18 protein-coding genes and 1 pseudogene are annotated in these 25,578 nt (G+C 45.9%); 5 read left to right on the top strand and 14 right to left on the bottom strand.

The features are described 5' to 3' along the window. Positions 1-99: 99 nt before the first annotated feature. The 3 genes from J4N37_RS02925 to J4N37_RS02915 all read left to right on the top strand — a co-directional run bounded on the left by J4N37_RS02925 (position 100) and on the right by J4N37_RS02915 (position 4,410). Positions 100-2,142, top strand: coding sequence for an FUSC family protein (locus tag J4N37_RS02925; RefSeq protein WP_252041656.1), 2,043 nt, complete (start codon positions 100-102; stop codon positions 2,140-2,142). A gap of 145 nt (positions 2,143-2,287) precedes the next feature. Further along, complete coding sequence (locus tag J4N37_RS02920; RefSeq protein WP_039984988.1) at positions 2,288-2,863, top strand: DedA family protein; 576 nt, start codon at positions 2,288-2,290, stop codon at positions 2,861-2,863. Positions 2,864-3,042: 179 nt separating this feature from the next. Further along, positions 3,043-4,410 carry a Na+/H+ antiporter NhaC family protein gene (locus tag J4N37_RS02915; RefSeq protein ID WP_045415715.1) on the top strand — a complete coding sequence of 456 codons (1,368 nt, stop codon included), beginning with the start codon at positions 3,043-3,045 and terminating at the stop codon, positions 4,408-4,410. Between the two features lie 48 nt (positions 4,411-4,458). Here the strand turns inward: J4N37_RS02915 and J4N37_RS02910 are convergent, their stop codons facing one another. From J4N37_RS02910 to J4N37_RS02870, 9 genes and pseudogenes are all read right to left on the bottom strand, one after another. After that, complete coding sequence (locus J4N37_RS02910; RefSeq protein ID WP_252041655.1) at positions 4,459-5,295, bottom strand: beta-keto acid cleavage family enzyme; 837 nt, start codon at positions 5,293-5,295, stop codon at positions 4,459-4,461. Further along, a complete protein-coding gene (locus tag J4N37_RS02905) occupies positions 5,289-6,617 on the bottom strand; it encodes an aspartate aminotransferase family protein (RefSeq protein ID WP_252041654.1) in 1,329 nt (442 codons plus the stop codon). The genes J4N37_RS02910 and J4N37_RS02905 overlap by 7 nt, the downstream gene beginning before the upstream one ends. Positions 6,618-6,824: 207 nt before the next feature. Next, entirely contained in the window at positions 6,825-8,093 is a 1,269-nt protein-coding gene (locus J4N37_RS02900) for an O-acetylhomoserine aminocarboxypropyltransferase/cysteine synthase family protein (protein ID WP_252041652.1), read from the bottom strand. A gap of 169 nt (positions 8,094-8,262) precedes the next feature. Next, a pseudogene (locus tag J4N37_RS02895) lies at positions 8,263-9,255 on the bottom strand (lipase family protein); the annotation flags it as partial. Positions 9,256-9,258: 3 nt separating this feature from the next. Beyond that, complete coding sequence (locus J4N37_RS02890) at positions 9,259-10,452, bottom strand: ISL3 family transposase (RefSeq protein WP_252041651.1); 1,194 nt, start codon at positions 10,450-10,452, stop codon at positions 9,259-9,261. Between the two features lie 92 nt (positions 10,453-10,544). After that, positions 10,545-10,703, bottom strand: coding sequence for a hypothetical protein (locus J4N37_RS02885; protein ID WP_252041650.1), 159 nt, complete (start codon positions 10,701-10,703; stop codon positions 10,545-10,547). Position 10,704: 1 nt separating this feature from the next. Then, the gene (locus J4N37_RS02880; RefSeq protein WP_252041649.1) at positions 10,705-11,277 is read right to left on the bottom strand and encodes a DUF6795 domain-containing protein; all 573 of its coding nucleotides are present in this window, start codon (positions 11,275-11,277) and stop codon (positions 10,705-10,707) included. A gap of 188 nt (positions 11,278-11,465) precedes the next feature. Next, the gene (locus J4N37_RS02875) at positions 11,466-13,415 is read right to left on the bottom strand and encodes a methyl-accepting chemotaxis protein (RefSeq protein ID WP_252041648.1); all 1,950 of its coding nucleotides are present in this window, start codon (positions 13,413-13,415) and stop codon (positions 11,466-11,468) included. Between the two features lie 214 nt (positions 13,416-13,629). Beyond that, complete coding sequence (locus J4N37_RS02870) at positions 13,630-14,526, bottom strand: LysR substrate-binding domain-containing protein (RefSeq protein WP_252041646.1); 897 nt, start codon at positions 14,524-14,526, stop codon at positions 13,630-13,632. Positions 14,527-14,632: 106 nt separating this feature from the next. On the opposite strand from J4N37_RS02870, the gene J4N37_RS02865 reads away from it, so the two are divergent. Together J4N37_RS02865 and J4N37_RS02860 are read left to right on the top strand one after the other, a co-directional pair. Next, positions 14,633-15,889 (top strand): D-amino acid dehydrogenase, encoded by a 1,257-nt coding sequence (locus J4N37_RS02865; protein ID WP_252041645.1) that lies wholly within the window; start codon positions 14,633-14,635, stop codon positions 15,887-15,889. A gap of 307 nt (positions 15,890-16,196) precedes the next feature. Continuing rightward, positions 16,197-17,744 (top strand): alanine/glycine:cation symporter family protein, encoded by a 1,548-nt coding sequence (locus J4N37_RS02860; protein WP_252041644.1) that lies wholly within the window; start codon positions 16,197-16,199, stop codon positions 17,742-17,744. A 128-nt stretch (positions 17,745-17,872) separates the two neighbouring features. Here J4N37_RS02860 and J4N37_RS02855 read toward each other — a convergent pair whose 3' ends face one another. The 5 genes from J4N37_RS02855 to guaB form a co-directional block, all read right to left on the bottom strand. Beyond that, entirely contained in the window at positions 17,873-18,466 is a 594-nt protein-coding gene (locus J4N37_RS02855; protein WP_252041643.1) for an acetate uptake transporter, read from the bottom strand. Positions 18,467-18,648: 182 nt separating this feature from the next. Continuing rightward, positions 18,649-20,343 (bottom strand): chitinase, encoded by a 1,695-nt coding sequence (locus J4N37_RS02850; RefSeq protein ID WP_252041642.1) that lies wholly within the window; start codon positions 20,341-20,343, stop codon positions 18,649-18,651. A 203-nt stretch (positions 20,344-20,546) separates the two neighbouring features. Then, entirely contained in the window at positions 20,547-22,067 is a 1,521-nt protein-coding gene (locus J4N37_RS02845; RefSeq protein ID WP_252041640.1) for a Na+/H+ antiporter NhaC family protein, read from the bottom strand. A 301-nt stretch (positions 22,068-22,368) separates the two neighbouring features. Next, positions 22,369-23,922, bottom strand: a complete 1,554-nt coding sequence (gene guaA, locus J4N37_RS02840; RefSeq protein WP_005424749.1) for a glutamine-hydrolyzing GMP synthase — start codon at positions 23,920-23,922, stop codon at positions 22,369-22,371. A 125-nt stretch (positions 23,923-24,047) separates the two neighbouring features. Then, complete coding sequence (gene guaB, locus J4N37_RS02835) at positions 24,048-25,511, bottom strand: IMP dehydrogenase (protein ID WP_252041639.1); 1,464 nt, start codon at positions 25,509-25,511, stop codon at positions 24,048-24,050. Positions 25,512-25,578: the final 67 nt, after the last annotated feature.

Genomic DNA, 25,578 nt, shown 5'->3' with positions numbered 1-25,578 from the left:
ATAACGACTCCGCTTCAATTTTTCAATCTGTGGTTGAAGCCAGCACATCAAAAGATATTCGCGTTACACTGAAGGTGTTGCCAACTGTAATGAGGGTTTATGACGTTATCTCCTGCCTTTCTGCGTAAAATCTGGTACTCCCCTTCAGTCAACCTTGGTCTGCGTGCCACCAGCGCGATTGTTCTGTTCATGGGGTTGGGTGTGCTATTCAACCAAATCAATCTCGCCATGACGGCTTTAATGACCATGCCCGCAGCATTGATCAGTGGTTTAGACACTGCCGGCCCTAGGCGCTGGACACGCTTTGCGATTACCGCTTTCACGTGGAGCATTACGCTCGTCATCAGTTATGCCCTGCTGAATATGGGCTTACCACTGTGGCTGACTTACGGCGCGATGGGAGCAATATTGGCGAGTACAGCAGTGAATGGTCCGTTTTGGGGACGTCTTGGCATGTCGAGCTTACTGATCGCGGTCGTGAGCTTATCGCTACATAATTCCAGCGCGGTAATTGGTCTCTATCCTATGTTGGTGTTGGGGCCACTCACTTTTTCGCTGTTCAGTTGGCTTTGGTTTGCTTTATGGAAACATTACGCGCTGCGTGTTTGTCTTTCTGCGATTTACGAGACGCTAGCGGACTATATTCAATATCGCCAAGCTTTCTTGCTTGGAAGCGAAAACGATGCTCCGAAACGACGCATCAAATATCAGTTGATTGAACTGTTCCAACAAGCGCTGCAATCAGAATCTTTTCGCTCTAAACATGAAGATGCCAACTCTCTACGCCAGGCTTTGTTTTTGGCGCTCGATACATTTGAAGTCGTCTTGAGCAGCCATACCAGCAACCCTGACCTGCTCAAGCAATTTCAATCCAGTAAACCGAAGCGAGATCTGCTCTTGGTTTGGAGCCAACACTGTCAGCAAAGATTAAGACACAAAGCCAAGCAGCTTTTGCATAACACGCATGAAGAGATGGAACACTTGAGCTCACTAGAGCAGGAAGCCCATGATTTGATTGAGGCGGTGAAGCTAGAAGACCAACCTCGCTTTCGCTACTGGGCATACGCGGTCAAGCATATTTCTCGTCGTATTGAGCTCAATGAACCCGCTTATGAACGCTCCTTTGAGGTGCAACCATTCGAGCTGTCTTTTCGTTTACCAAGTCGAGGCAACCCGATTTGGCGCCACGTTACTCGCGTTGGCTTGATGTTTGCTCTTGGCGCTGGGATTGCCGAATACTTTGAATTGATTCGCCCGGATTGGGTATTAATTTCCATGTTGATGGTGATTCAGCCGAGTTTCTTGGCCACCCGCAGTAAGACTTGGCAACGCTGTTTAGGTACTGCGCTTGGGGTGCTTTTCGCTACCTCCTTGATTCACCTTGGTGTTCCGACGACTATCATGTTTGTGTTGATCGCAGTCTTATTACCCATCGCAATGCTCAATATTATGCGCCATTACTCGCTGGCAATTGGCTGTATTACCGCACTGTTGATTTTGGTTTATCAGACCATGGCACACCAAGGGCTCGACTTTGCCGCTCCGCGCTTGATCGACAATGTCGTCGGTGGCGCAATTGTCTTGCTCGGTTATGGCTTATTGTGGCCACAATGGCGAGGCAAAGAAATTCACACTCAAGCATTGAAAGCGCTCGATAGTTCAAAAAGCTTATTTGTGTATTGCTATGAGCAGTTACAAGTTGACACAGAGCAACGTGATCATATGGCGCTCACTAAGCAACGTGCCGCTATGCTCACTGCTGAAAGCGACCTTGAGCTGATTTACAACGAGATGCAGCAAGAGCCAAGGCACACTCGCGCCGATCCGCATTATTACGAAGATATGTTGAGCCATTATCGCTTGTTGAGTCACTACCTCTGCTTGCTGATCCCTCTAGTGAGAACGGGCACCCATTATCAAGGCTCACCGCAAGTCGAACGCCTGATTCATGATGCGATGGATGCGTTGATCAGTACGATTCGTGACAATCGCGTGCATGAGCTGCCAGCACTGAGCAATAAAACCGATGCCGATCATCCCTCCTCAACGGCTGGTCAACGATCTGTCGAAGAGATCATCTGGTTAGCATTGATGACGATTAAGCAAATGCACGACTTAGTAAGGCGTAACCTAAAAGACTAAATACGCATCACTATTATCAACGGCGTGTCAGATTTTACTGACTGAGAACAACGTCGATTGACCAAGCTAACTAACAGGAGTATCACTCCAGCTTCGTTCCACTTTTGTTAGAGGAAAGCGTTTGGAACACATAAATGAACTATTGATGGCGATGAAGCCGCTGCTTGAGCAATATGGCTATCTCGCCCTTATCGTCAGCATCTTTCTTGAAGGTATTGGTATTCCGATGCCGGGGCAATCGCTGATGATTGCGGCGTCTATCATCTCATCTGAGCATGTCATGAACCTTAGCCTGGTGATGATAGTCTCTTGGTTGAGTTGCTTTTTGGGCAACACGTGTGGCTACCTGATTGGCTATTACTTTGAAGGTTGGTTAGATAAGAAAGGCTATATTTCTGGTCCCAAAATGCAAAAGCTACAAAGTACAATTCAGAAGTATGGTCCTGCTTGTTTGGTTGTTAGCCGATTCGTGGAAGGGATGAAGCAGTTCATGCCGCTTGCTTGCGGTATTGCTAAGATGCCGCGCAAAGAGTTCTTATTAGGTAACGCGCTTGCAACCACCATTTGGGTTGCCGTGTTCAGTTTGCTCACCAACTTCGCGTTTGAGCATTTGAGCGTCCTTAGCCAGTTCTATACCGATCATCGCTACGTGGTTTGGTCTAGCGCAGCGTTGTTGTTCTCACTGATGATCTTCGCGCTCCTCAAACGAAAAAAAGCATAAATACTCTACACAAGTAAAATTCTACAAAGGCTCACAGTATCAATAAGATATGTTATGTGAGCCTTTTTTCTTGGTCTTTTCGATTAAAAATAACCAGCCATTTAGACGTCTAGACGTTGACAAGTCTTTGGTGTCAGATTAGTCTGCTCGCCTTATTTGTTGATTATGTTGTCGTTCACATGTCTGGTTCTAAAAATTCTAATAAAGCAATCGCACCATCAGCGGTCGCACTTTTACCTTTAGTGCTATTCCTTGCGCTGTTTATTGGCGTGGGCACTTACTTATCCTTGCAAGGCGTCGATTTCGCCTTCTACCAACTACCAGCGCCTATCGCGGTATTGCCTGCTGTGATCCTTGCGCTCATCCTAAGCAAAGACAAACTCAATCGCTCTATCGAACACTTTATGCGTGGCGTTGGTCATCAAGACATCATCGCGATGTGTATGATCTACCTGCTTGCCGGTGCCTTTGCTGCAGTAGCAAAAGCGTCTGGCGGCGTAGATGCGACAGTTAACCTTGGTCTTTCTGCGATTCCAACCAGCATGATCTTGCCGGGTATCTTCCTGATTTCTGCGTTTATCGCGACGGCAATGGGCACCTCAATGGGCACCATCGCTGCAGTTGCGCCTGTTGCTCTGGGTATTGCTCAATCGGCAGGTATGAGCCTTCCATTGACTGCTGGTGTAGTACTTAGCGGCGCAATGTTTGGTGATAACCTTTCGATCATCTCAGACACCACCATTGCGGCAACCCGTTCTCAAGGCTGTGAGATGAAGGACAAGTTCAAAGAGAACATCCGTATCGCACTACCAGCAGCACTGGTGGCGCTTGTGATCTTTGCCTTCAACAGCACAGCAACTCAAGTACCAGAAACTGGTCCTATTGAATGGCTGAAAGTGCTGCCATATGTGACGATTCTTATCCTTGCTGTATCAGGCATGAATGTGTTTGTCGTGCTTACTATTGGTATCGTTTTAGCGGGTGGTGTGAGCTTGTCTTCTATCGATGATTACGGTCTAACCAACTTCGCACAAGACATCTACTCAGGCTTTGGCAACATGCAAGAGATCTTCTTGCTATCTATGCTGATTGGTGGCTTGAGTGAGCTTATGCGTCGCCAAGGTGGTCTAGCGTTCCTGACTAATCTAGTGAGCGGCATCATCCGTACGTTTGGTTCTAACCACTCGAAAGAAGCAAATGGTCGTGCAAGTGAACTAGGAATTGCAGGTCTGGTTTCGATGGTGAATACCTGTACCGCCAACAACACGGTTGCCATCATCGTATCAGGTAGCGTGGCTCGCCAGCTGGCAGAAGAGAACAACGTTTCACCACGTCGCTCTGCAAGTTTGTTAGACATCTTCTCGTGTGTTATCCAAGGCGTATTGCCATACGGTGCGCAAGTTCTGCTGTTGGGCTCGGTATTTAACCTTTCTCCACTAGAAGTCGTCGCGAACTCTTATTACTGTTTCGCGCTTGCAATTGCAGCGATCGTGGCGGTGTTTATCAAGCATCCAGCACGTCAGCCTGTACCTCAGACTGAAAGCTAAAATTAAATTTGAAGAAGGCTCCGATTGGAGCCTTTTTTATGTCCATGACTAAATGGACTCTCGAAAACTTTCCGCATCATGCAAGGGCACATAGAGCAATTTACTGACCTCTTTTAGTCGTTGGACTTGTTCTGCATTGCTTTTTGCAAGTTGACCATCTGGACTCAAATGGTTGTTCTCAAAGCCTATCCGAACATCCAATCCCAGTAACATTGCATGGGTTAAGCAATCTTGCTCTCTCGCGCCAAACGCACACACGGCACACCTGACGTTCTCTTCGATAAAGCGCTCTAAGTGCAGTGTCCGTAAATCCCATGGCGAAGATTGTTGAGCCTCATGATATCGACCAAGTACCACTAACGCGTGTTGGTTTTGCTTCGGTAAAGCGCCTCGCTCTCGTAGGGAGAAATAGCGTTCGATGTCTGCCTGATCATACAAAATGATTTGACTGAGAATGCCCTGAGCAGCGACCCAATCAAAAAAGATAAGACCTTGCTCCTCACTCTGCTCATCAGGAATCAGTTCACGCAAAGCAAAAGAAGCGGCTTCTGGTTTTACCGCTTTGATCAGCGCCATTTGCTGTTGTGGTGAATACATGCCAACAGCCTCAGTCGTGAGTTGAACAATCATCGAATCCCCAACCGCAGCTTTCACCGCGTAGTAGATTTCTAAGTTGTCATCAACCTCTAGAGAATGCCTGCCTTGCACATCTCTCGCGTGCAAATGGATCATCATAGACCCTGCCGTTTGACAGGCTTTCGCCTCGGCAACCATTTCTTCAATATTCATCGGCAATTGAGCATGGTCTTGCTTGGTTTTTCTCGCCCCATTGGGCGCAACAATAATCGCGATTCGAGCTCTTTCAGTTGGGGAATTTATTACCATGTTTGCGACACCTCTCTGAGTGTACGAGAGAGCTTTTCCACCAGCTCGTCAATGTGGCTTCGTTCGATGATAAAAGGCGGGGCGAGGAGAATATGATGCCCATTTACACCATCAATCGTGCCGCCCATTGGGTAGCACATCAGTCCATTTTTCATCGCTTGTTGCTTGATCTTTTTGTCTGCCAAAATTGAATTAGGCAGAGGTATTTTACTTACTTTGTCTGCGACAAGCTCAATGCCAAGAAACAGCCCTTTACCACGAATATCCCCAATATATGGGAAGTCTGAAAGCGCCGATTCGAGCTCTCTTTTTAACATTGCTCCTTGTTGATTGACGGCTTGCAGGAGCTTTTGGGCACCGATGGTTTGAATGGTTGCAACGGCGGCTGCGCATGCGACGGGATGCGCCATAAAAGTATGCCCATGTTGAAAGAATCCACTACCAGACGCGATTGCTTGATAGACTTTGTCATTGGCAACAACGGCACCGATAGGTTGATAACCCGCCCCTAACCCTTTCGCCATACAGACTAAATCTGGGACGGCTTGCTCTTGTTCAAAAGCAAAAAAGCTACCGCTGCGCCCAACGCCACACATCACCTCATCCATGATCAGCAGCACATCATAGCGATCGCAAATCTCTCGTATTCGTTTGAAGTAACCTTGAGTGGCAAGCACTGCGCCCGCTGTTGCGCCAACAATTGGCTCTGCAACAAACGCCATGACGTTATCCGCACCCAGTTCTATAATTTTAGCCTCAAGATCATTGGCAGCTCTCAGTGAATAATCGAGTTCTGACTCATCTTCTCTTTGATAACGATAGGCATAACACGGCGCAATATGATGGCTTGGGTGCAAGATGGGTTTGAAAGGTTCTCTCCGCCATTCATTACCACCAACAGCCAACGCACCAAGCGTATTACCGTGGTAGCTTTGTTGGCGGGCAATAAACTGCTTTTTCTCTGGCTTACCGCATTCCACAAAGTACTGCCTTGCCATCTTTAGTGCCGATTCAACCGCTTCAGAGCCTCCACTGACTAAGTAGACGTGATTGAATTGTGATGGCATTTGCTTGCAAATCAACTCAGCCAACTGCTCACTAGCTTCGCTAGTAAAAAAGCCCGTGTGAGCAAAAGGCACTTTTTCGATCTGGTCGAGCATGGCTTGTTTAACAGCTTGGTGGCTATGCCCAAGGTTTGAAACAGCAGCACCGCCGCAAGCATCGAGGTATTGGTTGCCTTGATTATCGAACAGGTAAACCCCTTCCCCTCTGGCGATAGTGGGCAATTTGGCGTGGCAATGACGGTGAAACACGTAAGACATGAGCGTCCCTTCCTAGTGACTATTTTCTAAGCATAGTCAGTAAGATAAGACTTATACGCAAGGTAAGAAAAGTACACCATCATGAGCATTTGGAATACCGTAACCCAAATACTCAAAAATCATTATAAATAAGTACGTTATAGAAATAAGGCCAGCTTTTAGCAAGGCTGGCCTATGGGTAACCCAAAGCTCTGTTGAAAAGTATAATTACGCGTTCAGCGCTTGTTCTAAATCAGCCAGAATATCATCGATATGTTCAATACCGACAGACAAACGAATCATCTCCGGAGAGACGCCCGCTTGCTTTTGCTCCGCCTCACTCAACTGTCGGTGCGTAGTTGATGCAGGATGACAAGCAAGCGACTTCGCATCACCAATGTTTACCAGTCGCTTGAATATCTTAAGCGCATCGTAAAAACGTACACCCGCTTCGTAACCGTCTTTTAAACCAAACGACAAGATCGCCGACGGCTTACCCTGCATGTATTTCTCAGCCAACGGATAGAACTCGGAATCTGGCAAGCCTGCGTAACTTACCCAACTCACTTTATCGTGCTGGCTTAAGTATTCCGCAACTTTGAGTGCATTTTCAGTGTGTCTCTCCATGCGCAGCGACAGCGTTTCCAACCCCTGCATCAACATAAACGCATTCATCGGTGACAAAGCAGAACCGGTATTACACAATGGGACAGTACGAGCACGACCAATAAATGCTGCCTCTCCAAACGCCTCGGTATAAACCACGCCGTGGTAAGAAGGTTCGGGCTGATTAAATACTGGGAAACGATCTTTGTGTTGCGCCCAAGGAAACTTGCCCGAATCAATGATGATGCCACCCAATGTCGTACCGTGGCCACCCACGTACTTAGTCAGTGAATGCACCACGATATCTACACCAAATTCGATTGGTTTACATAGCACAGGAGTTGCGACCGTATTGTCGACAATCACAGGCACTCCCTGCGCATGAGCCAAGTCAGCAACACGCTCAAGATCGATGATATTGCCAGCCGGATTACCAATGCTTTCACAGTAAACCGCTTTGGTATTCTCATCGATAAGCTCAGCGAGACTTTCAGGTTTGTCATCCTTTGCAAAACGTACCTCAATACCTTGGTTCGGCAACATATGCGCAAACAAAGTGTAAGTGCCACCGTATAGCTGAGGAGTCGAAACGATGTTATCTCCGGCTTGCGCTAACGTGAGAATTGCATAGTTGATTGCTGCACTGCCAGCACTGACAACCAGACCAGCAATACCGCCTTCTAGTGCTGCCATGCGTTTTTCCAACACATCATTGGTTGGGTTCATAATGCGTGTATAAATATTGCCTGGCACCTCCAGATTAAAGAGATCGGCTCCATGTTGAGCGTTATCAAATTCATACGCCACGGTTTGGTAAATCGGTGTTGCTACAGATTTGGTTGTTGGGTCTGTTTCATAGCCAAAATGGATCGAGAGTGTTTCGTCTTTCATGCATCTTCCCTGAACTATTGAGTGAATGGTTATTCTTTTATATTGCCGATTTTTTCAGCAAAGAAATACTGCTCTAGTCACAGGGAGGAAACTAGGTTTTAGAAAGGCCTTGTTGAGGGGTGACTAACGTAAAACAAAAACCGCCTCAATTGAGACGGTTTATAGCTGATTATAAAGTAGTTTTAAGTGCAGCTTTAACCGCCTGATTCAATTTGCTTAAAACCAGTTCAAATACCCAGCGGATAAATGAATAGGTAAACTTAATCGCAATCTGAGCACCTTTACCGGCAAATACCAGCATATGTCCAAGTAAGCCTTTTACACGTTCTGCAAATTCACTTGATAATTCTGAGATCTTAACCATTGAACGTGCAATAGCATCGTAGATAGTTGAAATCGCCGAGCCTAAATTTTGCAGCGCAAATACTGCGGAAGCATACCCCCCATCAAATAACAATGTCAGAATTGCTGCTGAGATTTTGTCTGCCCAAAACTCATTCTGTTTGGTTTCAAGTCGGTTGTTATAATTTAAGACTACCCTTTCAAATGCATTGGCAACCTTTTGAGAATAGATTTCTTCCCAACTCTGAAACTCCGTCAATTGAGCATAACGCTTGATACCATGAGCTGTATGATCTAACCCCTGCTGCCTGCTCGATAAATACTCCGTGCCATTGTAAGGAGCGTGATAGAAAGGCCATACAGGAACTTTAGGTACTGGGTCAGCTCCATTAACACATCTAAAAATACTATCTAGACGTTGAGTTGCATTCATAGAGAAGCTTTTTCCACCTACTCTGGGAGCACCAAATGTATAAAGGTGAACTTTTGCTTTAATTTCAGGAGAAGATTTAAGCCAGTTAGCAGCTAAAGTGGCTAAAGCGCCACCAAGGCTATCGCCCACACAGTGAATATTTATCAATTTATCTGACTTACTGTTTTTTACGAAAGCTCTAATTTCAGGGACCATAGAATTGAAGGTTCCTTGAAATCCATTATGCACTAGCTCTCCAGATTGTGTCCCTCTAGGATTTGCCGTCGCATTAGTCAATCCATCAGCAAGTGTTTTAGTACCTCTAAATGAGAGTACGATATCTCTCTTATAAATTTCACTAACCCCTTCACCTGCAACGACAAAACCTGACGTAGGTCGATAAAAAAAGGTTCATCGCGGCTTTCCGGGGAAAGCCGCTTTTATCTTTAAGAAGAAGTAATCAGTATCTCGATAGCCATATCCCATCCGCTTGATTAACTTTATCTTGTTATTTATCCCTTCAAGCGTACAGGTATTCAGCGGATAGCTTGCTGAAGCAGTGATCCCATGAAGGTATGGACGGAGCTTTCGAGCGAACTCTTTGAGCGGCTTAATTTCACTCTCATTCACTTGTCCCAACCATACCTGCCACAGGTTTTTAGCCTGAAGTTCTGAGCCGCAACGCCACAGTTCTTTTAATTGCGCACCCAGCAAGTAGGTTGTCATCAAGTCCTGATTCATATTCAATATTTCTGTGAGGTAGCTTTCCTGTTGTGTATTTAAATTATCCCTATTTTTCAATAATACCCAGCGCGAACGTTTGACCCATTGCCTTGCTTTTTTATCCTGTTTTAGCTTATTGGCTTGGTCGACTCTGACTCTATCCATCACTTCACGACCGAACTTAGCAACAACGTGGAACAAGTCATAAACGACACGGGCATTTGGGCAATGCTCTTGGACTTCAAGGTCAAAAGCCGTATTCATATCCATTGCTACTGCTTCGATATTTTTTCCGTGCTCGCCTAATTGTTCAAAGAACGGTCGAATATCCTTGCGGCTACGACCTAGCCCTATCCAGATAACCTGATGACTTTTCGCATCTGCAATGACTGTCGCGTAACGGTGCCCTTTAAAAATGGCAAACTCGTCCATGACGAGTTGCCTTAATTCACCCCATTTAACTTGTGGTACTACTTGTTGAAGCCGACGTTTATCTATCTCTTTGATTGTGTGCCAATGAACGCCTGTCACTTGGGCTATATGTTTAATTGGTAGCAGGGGCAACAACTGCTCTATATAGCTTCGTAGGCGGTTAGTGATACGAGCATAAGGTTCCAACCAAGATAGTCGTTCTGTTTTAATGCCACAGTGACTGCACTTGATGCGTCGGGTTTGAACGGACAGTTCAACGGGAGCTCCTAGCAGTGTGGCTTCCTTCACGTTGCGCCATTGATACTCATGTATGGCTTGAGCTTTAAGCCCGCACGGACACCTAGCGATAGAGTTAGGTTTGAGAGTGAGCTTTATTAATGATGGAGTCTGATGAGACTTTACTATATGAAAGCCTTCCCAGAATGAAGATAGGAAAGTATGATTCGACATGAAAACGGTAGTTTGTGTAGGTTTTGTTTGGCGATAAAACTCTATCACTTACTACCGTTTTTGTTTTCAGTTCCCGCTTATCCGCGATGAACCTAAAAAAAGCCTCCAGAAGTTCCTGATATCACGTTGCTAACATCAAACTTAAAGTGGGCCTTTGTGTTTTGCTGTAGAGAAATGCTTTTTCTTTTTAGTCTTGCTTGATAAGCAATAGTTGCAATATCTGATGCAATCGTAGGTGATAATACGCTCATATTATTCCTCTGGCGGTAAGTCATTTGTTTCTTTAATCAACTGGTCATTTGTATACCCCTTTAATCCTTCCCAACGACAAACCGAGACTAAAGGTAGATATATTCGCTCTCCACTTTGAGGCTCTCTCAACTCATAATTGAGTTCCTCATGATTCAGTTCGCAGTTAAGAGCCAACATTAATTCAGATGCAAAAGGAATTGGCTTTGCATGCTTGGTAGCGTTCCACAGATAAACTTCCTTGCCTTCTTTGGTAGTGTATATTTCTTGAGCTACAACGAAGTTCTGCCCGAAAACATCTTCTGGCGCTCTCGAGCGAACCTGAAACTTAGGGAAATAAAACTCCCCTCTTGAGTCAGTTATTGCTTCATCGGAGATTTTCTCTCCATCTTTGTAGCCTTCATAGAATAAGTCTCGATAAACCGTTAACCCAGCTTGTGGCACGCCATCAAGCGTGATAACACCACGAACTTCTGGAGACATTTCCACATCGTATTTTTTAAACGGCCAAAACATTGCACTTGCCCCTATCGAAAAAAGAGCCAAGGCTAATATAAGAGAGATTTTTTTAGCCATAGCCTTTCTCATCCATTGATTATTTTTTGGATAATATGGAAAAAGAGAGCGGAGTGAGAGGAGTTAATAAACGGAATACAATTTGTGGGAAGCAATTCGAAGTATCATGTAATTAAGAAATTTGTTTTTATTAATTCTTAAACACGGCATAAAACAAAAACCGCCTCAATAGAGACGGTTTAGTAGAGTTAGACTTTAAAACCGTCCACGATTTCTTTTAAATTCACGGCGACACGGGCTAACTCGCGGCTGGATGCAGAAGTTTCGTGTGCCCCCGAGACATTTTGGGTCGCTAGATCTTGGATAGTCACAAGGCTGCTGTCTATGCCACCAGAGACCTTTGCCTGCTCTTCTGTCGCTTGGCTAACAGAGGACGTTTGGCGATGAATTTGCTCCATAGTACCAACAACGGCTTCAATCATGGTGCCCGTTTCTTGTACTTGCTCCATCGTTTGTCCTGCCACTAACTTACAGTTATCGATGATGGCCTCGGTTTGCTCTGCTTGTTGATTAACCTTGTGCACCATCTCTTCAATCTGCTCCGTCGACACTTGAGTGCGCTGCGCTAAGTTACGAACTTCTTCTGCTACTACAGCAAAGCCACGTCCACTTTCGCCAGCTCGAGCTGCTTCTATCGCAGCGTTCAGAGCAAGTAAATTGGTTTGGTCAGCGACACCACGAATCACATCAAGTAACGTACTGATTTCGCGAACTTGTTCTGCCAGTTGCACAACATTGCTGTTACCTTCATCAACCTGTTCAACCAATCCAGAAACGGTGTTTACCGTTTGAACGATTCGCTGAAGCTCTTGCTGGCAATCTTGGTTCGCGTCCGCAGCTGATACCGACACCGAACTTGCACTTCCCGCCACTTCAGTGATAGATGTTGTCATTTGATGAATGGCTGTTACAGCTTGCTGAAGTTCGTCATTTTGCACATGTAAGCTTTGTTCTGATTGCTCAGTGACCACACTCAACTCTTCAGACGTAGCGGCAAGTTGAGAGGAAGCGTCACTGATGTCCTTGATCATCACTGTTAAATTACTCGCCGTGGTATTCAACGTCTGTTTTAAGCTTCCCTCTTCGGCTTGAGATATATTCAGTCGCAAGTCACCTTGCGCCAACTGATTCATCAGCTGTTTCATCTCTTCTGGCTCGCCGCCCAAAGGTTTCATTACTGCACGGGTAACAATAAACGCAACGCCAATGCCGCCAATGACAGCCAGAAATAATACAATGCCATTCAGTGTCATCAGTTCCTTGATAGGTTGCTCCGCTTCTGACACATCTATCTCAGACAGCAACGCCCAGCGGTGTCCGTACATATCTATCGGAGAATAGGCTGACACGACCGGATTGCCGTTGTAATCAATAATTGTCTCAACGCCAGATTCACCTGCCAACGCTAGTTTGACTGCGTCACTGTCTACGCCATTGTTTGCTACCGTGCCCGCAAAAGAAGCTTGGATCGTTCGACCTACAGGATCAAGGAATGAGTTAGAACGCATTCTAAAATCGGCACCAACAAGGTACGTTTCTCCAGATTCTCCCATGCCGCTGCGAAGGTTCATCAATTGGTTGATACCATCAATCGACATCTGAGTCGCTACCATCCACTGCTTACCATCGACTTTTAGAGGAACAGCAAGAAAAGCTGCTGGATCACCATTCGATGGGGCATAGGGTGCAAAGTCTACCGCAGCAAATTGCTTGCCTGACCGAACGGCACGGTAAACATCACCAAGACCAGAGTTCGAGTAAGCTCCCGCTACCAAATTAGTTTGATAATCGGCTTCTCGAGCGACGGTATAAATAACATCACCCGCTTCATCAACGATAAAAATGTCGTAGAAATCTAGTTCTCGATTTAAGTCAGTCAATAACCGATGAAAGTCATCGCTAAACAGCTGATGTATATTCGTTGCAACCACGTTAGCCACCGCTGAGGTGTTGTTTTGATAGCGGTCAAACAATTCATCAAGACGCGCTTGTTTGGTATCTCGAAGTGCGACCAAACGCTCTTCATTCAAGGTATTAAGACTATTTGTAGAGGAGTAAACAGAGACAAGCAAAGCGACCAATACTGGTACAATACTCGCGAAAACCACCCAACCTTTGACTTGTGTACTGAACTTCATATACGGCTCCATGTTCAGAAAAATGAATCCTGTCGTACCCTCTGCTCTCACGGAAGGTCAAAAACAGATCAAAGCATTAGCAATCTACACAGATATTTAACACACGCCGGATGGTAGGAGCTTGATTCAGTACAATCAAGGAAGTTACTGATATTTAAGTAGATTAAATGTATCAGGACGTGAACAGGCAACTCTTTTAGTGAACAGGCTCGAGTTATTGCCGAATTTGCTGTATCAACCAGTGTCGGAACCGCTCAGTTGGCTCGCTTTTTGTATTAATAATCAGATAATAACCAGCGTTAGCATCCACTGGTTCAAATGGCGAGACTAAGCGACCGCTTTCAAGCTCCTCTTCCACCAGCGCCATGCGTGCCATTGCAATGCCAACCCCAGCTTCAGCCGCAGACATCGCCATATCAGTACGATTGAAGAAGTGCCCTAAATCCGTTTTGAAATCTAGCCCCATACTTGATGCCCAATACAGCCATTCGTAGTCACGCGGAGCTTTATCCCACGGCATAGCATCGTGCAGTAACGTCGCCCCTCGCCATTGTTCTGGTGACGCTTTAAGAGTTTTTAGCCACCCATGATCCTCAAGGTATTTTGGGCTCATTACTGGCAAAAGTTGCTCATCGAGAATCCGCTCTGCGCTTTTATCTCGATAGGGGTGAGAACCGTAGTCTACCGCAACGTCGTAGTCTTTTAGCTCGCTATTCACCAACGCTCCCTCTGCAAAAATCTGCACTTGGAGATCGGGATTTTCGAGGTGGAAACTTTCAAGGCGTGGAACCAACCATTTAAATGCAAAAGAAGGCGTCAGTTTGAGTCGAATTTCATTGTGGAGCTTTTCAGCTTGTAGCTCTTCAAGCGTTTTTCCTAGCTCTGAGAAGTGAAATTGTGTGGATTGAGATAGCTGCATTCCTTTGGGAGTCAATCGAATTCCTCGCGAATGGCGTTCAAACAAAGTAAAACCAAGCAGCTCTTCTAACTGGATGATTTGCTGACTAATTGCGCCCGTCGTCAGGTACAATGCCTTTGCTGCACTTGTAAAACTGCTGTGTTCTGCCACTTGGCTGAATAACCACAATCCGCTAACGACACTACTTTTCATCCTTGAGCCTATAGTTTTTCTAAACACTGGATGTAATTTATATCGATTGTTAATAAAAGGTAAAGAATACACACTGCGCAACATTGAAAATGTGTGGAGCGCATCAATGGAAGTCATCGTAGTCGGCAGTGGTGTTATCGGTTTAACCTCAGCTTGGTATTTATCTCAGGCTGGCTATCAGGTCACCGTTATCGATCGCCAAGCAAATAGTGCGATGGAAACCAGCTTCGCTAACGCGGGACAAATCTCTTACGGTTATTCTTCACCATGGGCTGCGCCAGGGATACCACTCAAAGCCATAAAGTGGCTCACTGAAGAACATGCACCACTTAAAATAAAGCCATCTCTCAGTCCAGAGCTAATTCGCTGGGCAACGCAAATGGTGTCGAACTGCACCTTATCCCGCTATCAGATCAACAAAGCAAGAATGCTCTCTATCGCCAATCATAGTCGCGCGTGTTTGGAGCAGTTACGCCGTGATCATGCGCTTGAATACCAAGGACGCCAATTGGGCACCCTGCAAGTATTTCGCTCTCAACAGCAGCTCGATGCCATAGAAAAAGACCTTAAGCTGTTAGAGCAAAGCGGTACTCGCTTTCAGTTAATGAATGTCGAGCACTGCATCAAACAAGAACCGGGGTTGGCATTAGTGAAAGAAAAGCTGGTCGGCGGGTTGTATCTACCTGATGACGAAACAGGTGATTGTTTTCAATTCTGCCAGCAGTTAACAGAGCTAGCGAAAGCCCATGGCGTCAGGTTTGAATTCAATACGGAGGTGAGTAATTGGGTTACTGTAGGCAAAAAGATCATGGGTGTCCAAACGGACCGTGGTTTGTTTAAAGCTGACCAGTTTGTGCTTGCTTCGGGCAGTTATTCGACGGCATTGCTCAAGCAGCTTGAAATCGATATTCCGGTCTATCCCGTCAAAGGCTATTCACTGACGGTTCCGATTGAATGTGAGCAATTTGCACCGCGGTCTACCGTCATGGATGAAACCTACAAAGTAGCCATGACACGCTTTGACGATCGCATCCGAGTTGCGGGAACTGCAGAGCTTGCTGGCTTTGATCCTTCGTTACCACAAAAACGCAAAAAGACGATTGAAATGGTGATTCGTGATTTGTTTCCACAAAGTGCCGATTTCACTCAAGCCGAATTTTGGACCGGTTTTCGCCCGATGACCCCAGATGGCACGCCAGTTATTGGGGCGACACCCTACGAGAATTTGTTCACTAATACAGGACATGGAACGCTCGGTTGGACCATGGCTTGCGGATCAGGGCAGATACTTGCAGACGTCATGATGAACACAAATGCCAAAGTCACAAATCACTCAGAATTAAGCTTGAGCCGTTACGCTTAAACAACTGCAAACCATTTCAAACAGTACATTACTCCACAAGTTGAATAACAACCAGAAGATACAACTCCCAGCTCTTGCAGCACATTTTCATGACAATGTGCTGCATATTCAATCAATTCATTGTCAATTCCAATAAAAACCACTCAGATACATAACAAGAACCAATTTTTAACAATATTTAAGCATTCTGTGTTCGCCATCACGCTACAAAGGATTTTTAGTTAAAAAGATTAACAATTGCATTACAAAAAAGGGTAATGTGTTGTACGGAAAACAACCACAACCATAACAAACAGGGAAAATACTCATGCAGTCATTAGTTGATTTTCTGAATGGAATTATCTGGAGTCCGGTACTGATTTATTTGTGCCTTGGCGCTGGTTTGTTCTACTCGATCATGACGCGCTTTGTGCAGATTCGTCACTTCTTTGAAATGTGGCGCTTGCTACTTAATGGTAAGAGTTCAACCAAGGGGATTTCATCATTTCAGGCTTTGGCCGTTTCACTATCTGGCCGTGTAGGTACAGGTAACATTGCCGGTGTTGCAGCCGCTATCGGTTTCGGTGGTCCGGGTGCCGTTTTCTGGATGTGGGTCGTTGCCTTCTTTGGCGCAGCAACTGCATACGCAGAATCAACACTAGCACAAATTTATAAAGAAGAAGACGAAGGCGAATTCCGCGGCGGTCCAGCTTACTACATTGAAAAAGCAATGGGTCAGAAGTGGTACGCATGGATCTTTGCTATCGCAACCATCTTTGCATGTGGTGTTCTACTTCCAGGTGTTCAATCGAACAGTATTGGTAACGCAGTAGAAGCAGCATTTGGCTCAGGTGACATGATTGAAACCGCTATTGGTACCTTCAGTTTCGCTAAAATTTTTACCGGTACGGTTGTCTGTGTCATTCTCGCTTTCATTATCTTTGGTGGTGTGAAACGAATCGCGAACTTCACTCAAATCGTAGTTCCGTTCATGGCTCTGGCGTACATCATCACAGCGTTCGTTATCATCCTGCTTAACATCGGTGAAATCCCACGTATCGTTGGTATGATCCTTGGTGACGCATTTACACCAATGGCTGGTATCGGTGCTGCGATTGGCTGGGGTGTAAAACGTGGTGTTTACTCTAACGAAGCAGGTCAAGGTACTGGTCCTCACGCAGCAGCAGCGGCAAGCGTTGATCACCCAGCACAGCAAGGTCTTGTTCAGTCATTCTCAATCTACATCGATACACTGCTAGTGTGTTCAGCAACGGCGTTTATGATTCTTATCACTGGCGCATACAACGTTCACGGTGCAGTAGAAGGCGCGTTCCTAGTACAGAACCTTCCAGCGGATATCGGTGCAAATGGCCCTGTGTTTACGCAAATGGCGATTGAGAGTGCCCTACCAGGCGTTGGTAAGCCATTCATCGCGATTGCGCTATTCTTCTTCGCTTTCACAACAATTCTGGCGTACTACTACATCGCGGAAACCAACATCGCGTACATCCGTCGCACGGTAAAAGTAAACGGTCTGATGTTCATCTTGAAGGTCATTCTTATCTCAGCGGTATTCTACGGTACAGTTAAGACCGCGAATCTTGCGTGGGCAATGGGTGATGTGGGCGTAGGCCTAATGGCATGGCTGAACATTGTCGGCATTCTGATCATCTTCTTCATGTCGAAGCCTGCACTAAAAGCACTGGCTGACTACGAAGAGCAACAGAAACGTGGTGTGACCGAGTTTACGTTCAACCCAGTAGCGCTTGGTATTAAAGGCGCGACTTACTGGGAAGAGAAGTACAAGCGCAAAACAGGTAAAGCACCAACTGCAGATAGCGATACGTTAGAGACGGTAGAACAGCCATCTACCTAACGCTTCACTTAGCATCCTCCCCTAACGGGTTGGCAGGTATATAAGAAAAAGCAGTGGTCCAAATAATGGGCATTAAAAAAGGGTTAGCCAGTGGCTAACCCTTTTCTTTTGCATTCAACTCAAAGCGATTAAGCTGCGATTTCTTGCGTAGCAATTTGTGGCTTTTGCTTTTCGCCGATAGGAAGCACTGTACGACCGTACTCATTGTTAAGTACTTGAGCCATTGCGAAGTAGATTGCGCTTGCGCCACAGAAGATACCTTCGAAGCCTGCAATAGTACCGATAAGCTCGCTACCAGTGAAGTCACGTGCCGCTAGTAGGAAGAACAGAATAGTAAGAGAACCGAATACGGCTTGCTTCGCTACTGGGTAACATAGAGAACCGATGAACATGAAGCCTGTGAAGATACCCCATAGCAGTAGGTACCAACCCATAAAGTGTGCTGGGCTTGCAGGAAGACCCATGTAAGGCATTACGATTAGGCCAACCAGTGTTAGCCAGAACAGACCGTAAGACGTAAATGCAGTCGTACCGAAAGTATCACCACGTTTGAAGCACATCATGCCAACAAGAACTTGGCTAAGACCACCGTAGAAGATACCCATTGCTAGGATCATTGAGTCAATTGGGAAGAATCCTGCGTTGTGGATGTTAAGCAGAATCGTGGTCATACCGAAACCCATTAGGCCTAGCGGCGCTGGGTTAGCCAGTTTAGTAGACATGTAAGCGTACCTGTTTTCAAAAATGTTGATAAAAATTGCGCGCGAATTTTAATGGACTAAAAAACAAAAGAGAAAAGACGTTATTGGAAACTTAGATTGCACAAATAAGCAATTAAATGAATAAAAAAAGACCCTACTAAAAAGCAGAGTCTTTATAGATAGTTAGACTATTTATTGTTCAATTACTGGCAAGAAATCTCATCCCAGAACCAATTGCTCTGTGTTGGTGTTTCCCATACTCCCGGGCCATTTTTCGCAATAAAACACTTACCTTGATAAGTCACTTTGTCGCCATTGGCAACTTGAGTGACACCCGGTTCCCATGCGATAAAGTCACCCGATACAGGAGGCTCCGTCACCGGTGGTTCGGTTACTGGAGGCTCAGTTACTGGTGGCTCTGTCACAGGCGGCTCTATCGTTGGTGGCTCGGTTGGCGTACCCGAAACTAGCTTCCAAGGGTCACCTTTGGTTGGTTCATTACCTTGTGACCACCATTTCGCTTCATACACTGCACCTTGGTAAGAGACTTGATCACCCGTGTTGTATACCTTGCTTGAATCCCAAGCAGCAACGCCATCCACTGGTGGATCCACCGGATCAACTGGGTCTAATTTGTCGACAATGCGCACTTCTGGCCAGCCAGCATGGGATTGATAGAAGTTGGTAACACATTTCTCATAATCTCCTGCTACCAGTGCCGAATACGCAGTTTGGAACCCTACCAATTCACACTCAAATGAATGGCCACCTGGACGATCTGAGTAGTACTTCCAGTTACCATCCCAGTTGGTGTATAGCACGTCCGTCGCGCCATTTAAATTTAGGCTACCGTAAGGCGTTTGCTGCCAGCAGGTATTGGTCTCATCGGTTTCGATAGGAATTTGATAGTGCGCTGCGAGACCTTCCCAGTAACGAATACGGTTAACTGGCTGACCTTTGTCTTTGTTTTGCTCACCACATTCGATACCACCGTTGATGACGTTAATCGTGGTACCAAAGCCGTAACCAATGCCCGCATCAGTTTCACGTTGCGATGGCACCCAAGTACGATCAATTACGTGCAGCATCGCTGGCTTGGGCGCTTGAGGGGTTAAGAAGAACCAAATTGCAGAAGCTAAGTTCAACCAAGAGTCTGCTACTAAGCCCGGATTTTTCAGCAATACCGATGCATCGCCATCAAACATCACTTCAGAGAACGCGCCGTAGTTAAAGTGGTAAGAAAGCTGTTTTGCACCACGACCGAAATACCCCTGACCAGGTTCACAAGGCCAACGCTTATTTTGCCAATCGTTTTGACCACAGCCTGTGGTGTAGCCTTCTTGACCTTCAGACCACCCCATTTCACGTACGTGAACGAGTGCCTGCTGCCACTCTTCTAGCGCGAGCGGGTTGTCCGATACGTTATCAACCGCTATGTGGCCACCAGTTTCCTGAGCAAAGTGCGCAAATGCTGTCACGATGGATTTCTTACAGATTGCATCTGAATCACGCCCGTCTGTGTACTCACCACAGAATGCAGGGAACTTACCAATCGCGCGCAGGAAACGAGTATATGTGTACTCTGGTGCAGCCATCTGTGTTAAGAAGTCCCACTCTGATTCAGGGAAAACACGCTCAACACGTTGAACGTTTTCTGGGTTACTTGCAGCTCCTGGAACGATCGCTTCAACCACTGTATTTGGACGAGTTTCTAACGCTTGTGCCCAGATGGCGTACATAGGGTCAGAAGTTTTGCTTTGTTCCACAGTCTGAATATCGCCACGAGCAATCACGTAGCCATTTGGATTTTGTGGATCAGGTTGGATATTCATGCTGGCATGAGCTTGTGCCGCGAGCACACAGCTTAATGCAAGAGGCAGATGTTTGAGTGCAAACATGTCTAATCTCCGTATTTAACAATACAATATACAAGGAATAACTAGACACATAGTGGATCATGTAGGAAAAGCGCAGAGTGAAGCCCATTCATTCTGCGACGCAAAGTTTATAAATAAATACTGTTACACAGCGAGTATCACAAAAACTGTTACCTTGACTCAAAACAAAACGGGAACCGTTCCCCCGTTTTATTTCGCTGTTATTAGTTTGCTGTTACCGATTCTAAAGCTTGCAAAGATTGCTGTTTAGAGAGCAATAAGTAAATGGCAAATTGAGCGACAATCGCCACCAGCACAATTACAGGTGATGCCATTACCCCTGCGACAAGAAAGCTTGTTAGAGCGATAGCACCATTAAGTACCGCATAAGGCAACTGGGTTCTAAAGTGCTCATACTGCTCACAACCTGCACCAGTAGAGGACAAGATGGTGGTTTCTGAAATTGGCGAACAGTGATCACCAAATAAACCGCCAGATAACACGGCACCGATGCACACCAACAATGGAGCATCAATCGCGACTGCCGTTGGAATGACCAATGGCATCATGATGGCAAAAGTCCCCCACGAAGACCCTGTGGCAAAAGAGATAATACCAGCCAATAGAAAAACCACGGCAGGCAATAGCCAGTATGGGAAGCCAGCTTGTGCTTGCTCTGCAATGTAGGCCGCTGCACCCAGCTCTTTACCTACTGAGCTTAATGCCCAAGCCAGCACCAAAATCACCGCAACAGACATCATGTTTGACATCCCTTTTAGGTAAACCTGAATGCCATCAGAGAGCTTTCTCACACCATAAAACGCCATCAAACTAATTAGGGTAATTGCAGCAAAGAAATACGCCGACGACAGTGCAGCACGGAATGTTGAGCCTGCTACTTTCTGAAATGGAAAACCGTGAGGAACCAATATTGAACAAAGCACCACAAGCATGACGAGAAGCGGTGCCCAAACAAAACTTGTTTTTGCATTTTTATGCTCAAACACATTCAATGAGTCTTGCACTTTTCCAAAATCAGAACCCTGCTCTGCAAGCTGCTCAGCTTTCGCCATTGGTCCAAAATCCAGTTTGAAGAAAGAGACAATCGGCACAATCGCGATCGCTAAAAAGGCATAAAACTGGTAAGGAATCGCGCCAATAAAGGCATCCCAATCACTGATCCCCACATCCAACGCAGCAAACTCTTTTTGAATCAGGCTCATGATGTAAACGCCCCAACCGATGAAAGGGATCAGGATAGCCACCGGGGATGAAGTTGAATCGATGATAAAGGCAAGCTTCTGGCGAGAGACTTTCAGTTTATCAAAAAGAGGGCGAAAGACAGGGCCAACAATTAACGGTGTACCAAGGTCTGAAAAGAAAATAACAACGCCGCCAAACCAAGCAGAGATCTGTGCTTGGCATTTACTGGCAACCCATTGAGTGACCTTTTTAGCGAACGCCACACCACCGCCAGATTTCTCCATTAAGGCAACAAAGCCACCAATGAAGACCAAGAGAAGGATGACACCCGCGTTGTAGCTGTCTGTTAACTGAGGTAGCAGGTAACTCTTCATCAGTGCACTAAACGAATCGAGCGGACCTTTGTCGACGAATGTGCCTTCAAGCATAGCCACACCACTGACGACGCCGGCAAAAAGACCGACAACAACGTTTCTTGTAGTTAGCGCGAGGACTAACGTAATAATGATGGGGATGAGGGAGGTAACTTCTGCCTGTTCCATAGCAATACCAACTTTAATATTTAAACACTAAAAATGAATATACATTCAACAATGTCGCATGTATATATTTTCTAATAAAAAAGTTGAGACCTGCGTTCACACTTTTCAGGCATAAAAAAACCAGCCCGAAGGCTGGTTTTACTATTTTAATCTTTACGTCAAATACTCCAACTAATTCCCAAAATAGTTGGAGTTGCAACTAGGCGACAAGCCATTTCAGCCCTATGAGCATAGGTTTACTATGTGATTAGGGTGAAATGGAGAAGTCAACAACGTTGCTACTTCAAATATGAAGGGAATATTATTCCCATTCGATTGTCGCTGGTGGCTTACCTGAGATGTCGTAAACCACACGAGAGATACCGTCAACTTCGTTGATAATGCGGTTAGAAACCTTACCTAGGAAGTCGTATGGTAGGTGTGCCCAATGCGCAGTCATAAAGTCGATAGTTTCTACCGCTCGTAGAGAGACAACCCAATCGTACTTACGACCATCGCCCATTACACCTACAGAACGAACTGGTAGGAATACCGTGAACGCTTGAGATACTTTGTTGTATAGGTCTGCAGCGTGTAGTTCTTCAATGAAGATAGCGTCTGCACGACGTAGCAAGTCACAGTACTCTTTCTTGATTTCACCAAGAACACGAACACCTAGACCAGGACCCGGGAATGGGTGGCGGTAAAGCATGTTGTACGGAAGACCAAGCTCTAGACCGATCTTACGAACTTCATCTTTGAACAGCTCACGTAGTGGCTCAACAAGACCCATTTCCATGTCATCTGGAAGACCACCCACGTTGTGGTGTGATTTGATCACGTGCGCTTTACCAGTCTTAGATGCAGCAGACTCGATAACGTCTGGGTAAATCGTACCTTGAGCTAGCCATTTCGCGTTTTTCAGCTTCTTAGACTCTTCATCAAATACGTCTACGAATACGTGACCGATTGTCTTACGCTTCTCTTCTGGATCCGACTTGCCTTCAAGTGCTTTTAGGAAGCGATCTTCAGCGTCAACTTTGATGATGTTCAAACCAAATTGGTCGCCGAACATATCCATTACTTGTTGACCTTCGTTTAGACGAAGAAGACCGTTATCTACGAATACACAAGTTAGCTTGTCGCCGATTGCACGGTGAACTAGCATAGCAACTACCGATGAATCAACACCACCAGATAGACCTAGGATAACTTCGTCGTCACCCACTTGCTCTTTAATACGAGCAACCGCGTCTTCGATGATAGATTCAGAAGTCCATAGACGCTCACAGCCACATACGCCAAGAACGAAGTTCTCTAGCATTTGTAGGCCGCCTTTCGTGTGCGTTACTTCTGGGTGGAACTGAACGCCGTAGTATTTCTTCTCTTCGTTCGCCATCGCAGCGTACGGACATGTGTCTGTCTCGCCAACTTTCACGAAGTCAGCAGGAATTTCTACTACTTTGTCACCGTGGCTCATCCACACGTCTTGAGTTAGCTCAAGATCTTTAAATAGTGCAGATTCACCAGAAACTTTAACTTGTGCGTAACCGAATTCACGTTCTGTAGAACCCGCTACTTTACCACCTAGCTGCTCAGCCATAGTTTGCATGCCGTAACATACACCTAGTACTGGCACACCAGAGTCAAATACGTATTGAGGAGCGCGTGGAGAGTTATCTTCCGTTACGCTTTCTGGACCACCAGATAGGATGATACCGTCTGGATTGAATTCACGAATATCCGCTTCTTCAACGTCCCAGCTCCACAGTTCACAGTAAACACCGATTTCACGTACACGGCGCGCTACTAGCTGAGTGTACTGAGAACCGAAGTCCAAGATCAGAATACGTTGGTCATGAATATTTTTAGTCATTTTGAGCAGTCTTATAAGCTAGGTTATTAAAACGGAGGCGAGTGTACTCGCCTCTTATTAATGCTTCAAGGAAAAAAGCAAACGTTTACGTCGAGTGTATAGGTTTTATTTTTACAACAGTAAAATTAACCGCGACGGTAGTTTGGAGCTTCCTTAGTGATTTGAACGTCGTGTACGTGTGATTCAGCCATGCCCGCACCTGAGATACGAACAAATTCAGCTTTAGTACGCATATCTTCAATCGTTGCAGAGCCAGTAAGACCCATGCTTGAACGTAGACCACCCATTTGTTGGTGTACGATTTCTTTTAGACGACCTTTGTATGCGATACGACCTTCGATACCTTCCGGTACTAGCTTGTCTGCTGCATTGTCAGACTGGAAGTAACGGTCAGATGAACCTTGAGACATCGCGCCAAGAGAACCCATACCACGGTAAGACTTGTAAGAGCGACCGTTGTAAAGAATCACTTCACCCGGAGCTTCTTCTGTACCTGCAAACATTGAACCAACCATCACACATGATGCGCCAGCCACGATTGCTTTACAGATGTCACCAGAGAAGCGGATACCGCCGTCAGCGATAACTGGAATGCCGAATGAGTTCGCCACTTCTGCCGCGTCTGCGATTGCTGTTACTTGAGGAACACCAACACCTGTTACGATACGAGTTGTACAGATTGAACCAGGACCGATACCTACTTTCACTGCGCTAACACCCGCTTCGATAAGTGCTTTAGCACCAGCACCTGTCGCAACGTTACCGCCGATGATGTCTAAATCTGGGTAAGTAGCGCGAGTTTCGCGGATACGGTTTAGTACACCTTCAGAGTGACCGTGTGAAGAGTCGATAAGTAGAACGTCAACGCCCGCTTCAACTAGAGCAGCAACACGCTCTTCGTTACCAGCGCCAGCACCAACGGCTGCGCCAACACGTAGACGACCGCGCTCATCTTTACATGCGTTTGGTTTACGTTCTGCTTTATGGAAGTCTTTCGCAGTGATCATACCGGTTAGTTGGAACTCATCGTTCACAACCAATACTTTCTCAACGCGTGCTTCGTGCATTTTCTCTTGCACTTCTTCACGTGTTGCACCTTCTTTCACTGCTGCAAGGTTTTCTTTTGCTGTCATTACTGAAGACACTTTCTTAGAAAGGTCAGTAACAAAGCGCACATCACGACCAGTGATAATGCCTACAAGCTCGTTGTTCTCTGTGATGACAGGGAAACCAGCGAAGCCGTGTTTTTCAGTCAGTGCAACCACGTCAGCGATAGTCGCTTCAGGGCTAACAGTTACTGGATCAGAAACAACACCAGCTTCAAACTTCTTAACTTTACGAACTTCAGCAGCTTGCTGCTCAATAGACATGTTTTTGTGGATAAAGCCAATGCCACCCTCTTGCGCTAGCGCGATAGCTAGACGAGCTTCAGTAACAGTGTCCATAGACGCTGAAATCATTGGGATGTTTAGGGTGATGTTCTTAGTCAACTGAGTGCGAAGATCAGCTGTGTTTGGGAGAACGGTGGAGTGAGCTGGCACGAGTAGTACGTCATCGAATGTCAGCGCTTCTTTGGCAATTCTTAGCATTTGCAATATCTCACAATTAGAGGAGTAAAAAGACAATCCAATCTCATCGTTTCGCATAATGAGGGTA

It is taken from the genome of Vibrio sp. SCSIO 43153, from assembly GCF_023716625.1.
GTDB classification, from domain to species: domain Bacteria; phylum Pseudomonadota; class Gammaproteobacteria; order Enterobacterales; family Vibrionaceae; genus Vibrio; species Vibrio rotiferianus.
The sequence above is the reverse complement of the archived record's forward strand: the minus strand, read 5'-3'. Positions and strand labels throughout refer to the sequence as shown.

Excerpts from the sequence above, each read along its gene's own strand:
- J4N37_RS02925 (WP_252041656.1), top strand. The coding sequence starts at position 100 with ATGACGTTATCTCCTGCCTTTCTGCGTAAAATCTGGTACTCCCCTTCA.
- J4N37_RS02920 (WP_039984988.1), top strand. The coding sequence starts at position 2,288 with ATGGCGATGAAGCCGCTGCTTGAGCAATATGGCTATCTCGCCCTTATC.
- J4N37_RS02915 (WP_045415715.1), top strand. The coding sequence starts at position 3,043 with ATGTCTGGTTCTAAAAATTCTAATAAAGCAATCGCACCATCAGCGGTC.
- J4N37_RS02910 (WP_252041655.1), bottom strand. The coding sequence starts at position 5,295 with ATGGTAATAAATTCCCCAACTGAAAGAGCTCGAATCGCGATTATTGTT.
- J4N37_RS02905 (WP_252041654.1), bottom strand. The coding sequence starts at position 6,617 with ATGTCTTACGTGTTTCACCGTCATTGCCACGCCAAATTGCCCACTATC.
- J4N37_RS02900 (WP_252041652.1), bottom strand. The coding sequence starts at position 8,093 with ATGAAAGACGAAACACTCTCGATCCATTTTGGCTATGAAACAGACCCA.
- J4N37_RS02890 (WP_252041651.1), bottom strand. The coding sequence starts at position 10,452 with ATGTCGAATCATACTTTCCTATCTTCATTCTGGGAAGGCTTTCATATA.
- J4N37_RS02885 (WP_252041650.1), bottom strand. The coding sequence starts at position 10,703 with ATGAGCGTATTATCACCTACGATTGCATCAGATATTGCAACTATTGCT.
- J4N37_RS02880 (WP_252041649.1), bottom strand. The coding sequence starts at position 11,277 with ATGGCTAAAAAAATCTCTCTTATATTAGCCTTGGCTCTTTTTTCGATA.
- J4N37_RS02875 (WP_252041648.1), bottom strand. The coding sequence starts at position 13,415 with ATGAAGTTCAGTACACAAGTCAAAGGTTGGGTGGTTTTCGCGAGTATT.
- J4N37_RS02870 (WP_252041646.1), bottom strand. The coding sequence starts at position 14,526 with ATGAAAAGTAGTGTCGTTAGCGGATTGTGGTTATTCAGCCAAGTGGCA.
- J4N37_RS02865 (WP_252041645.1), top strand. The coding sequence starts at position 14,633 with ATGGAAGTCATCGTAGTCGGCAGTGGTGTTATCGGTTTAACCTCAGCT.
- J4N37_RS02860 (WP_252041644.1), top strand. The coding sequence starts at position 16,197 with ATGCAGTCATTAGTTGATTTTCTGAATGGAATTATCTGGAGTCCGGTA.
- J4N37_RS02855 (WP_252041643.1), bottom strand. The coding sequence starts at position 18,466 with ATGTCTACTAAACTGGCTAACCCAGCGCCGCTAGGCCTAATGGGTTTC.
- J4N37_RS02850 (WP_252041642.1), bottom strand. The coding sequence starts at position 20,343 with ATGTTTGCACTCAAACATCTGCCTCTTGCATTAAGCTGTGTGCTCGCG.
- J4N37_RS02845 (WP_252041640.1), bottom strand. The coding sequence starts at position 22,067 with ATGGAACAGGCAGAAGTTACCTCCCTCATCCCCATCATTATTACGTTA.
- guaA (WP_005424749.1), bottom strand. The coding sequence starts at position 23,922 with ATGACTAAAAATATTCATGACCAACGTATTCTGATCTTGGACTTCGGT.
- guaB (WP_252041639.1), bottom strand. The coding sequence starts at position 25,511 with ATGCTAAGAATTGCCAAAGAAGCGCTGACATTCGATGACGTACTACTC.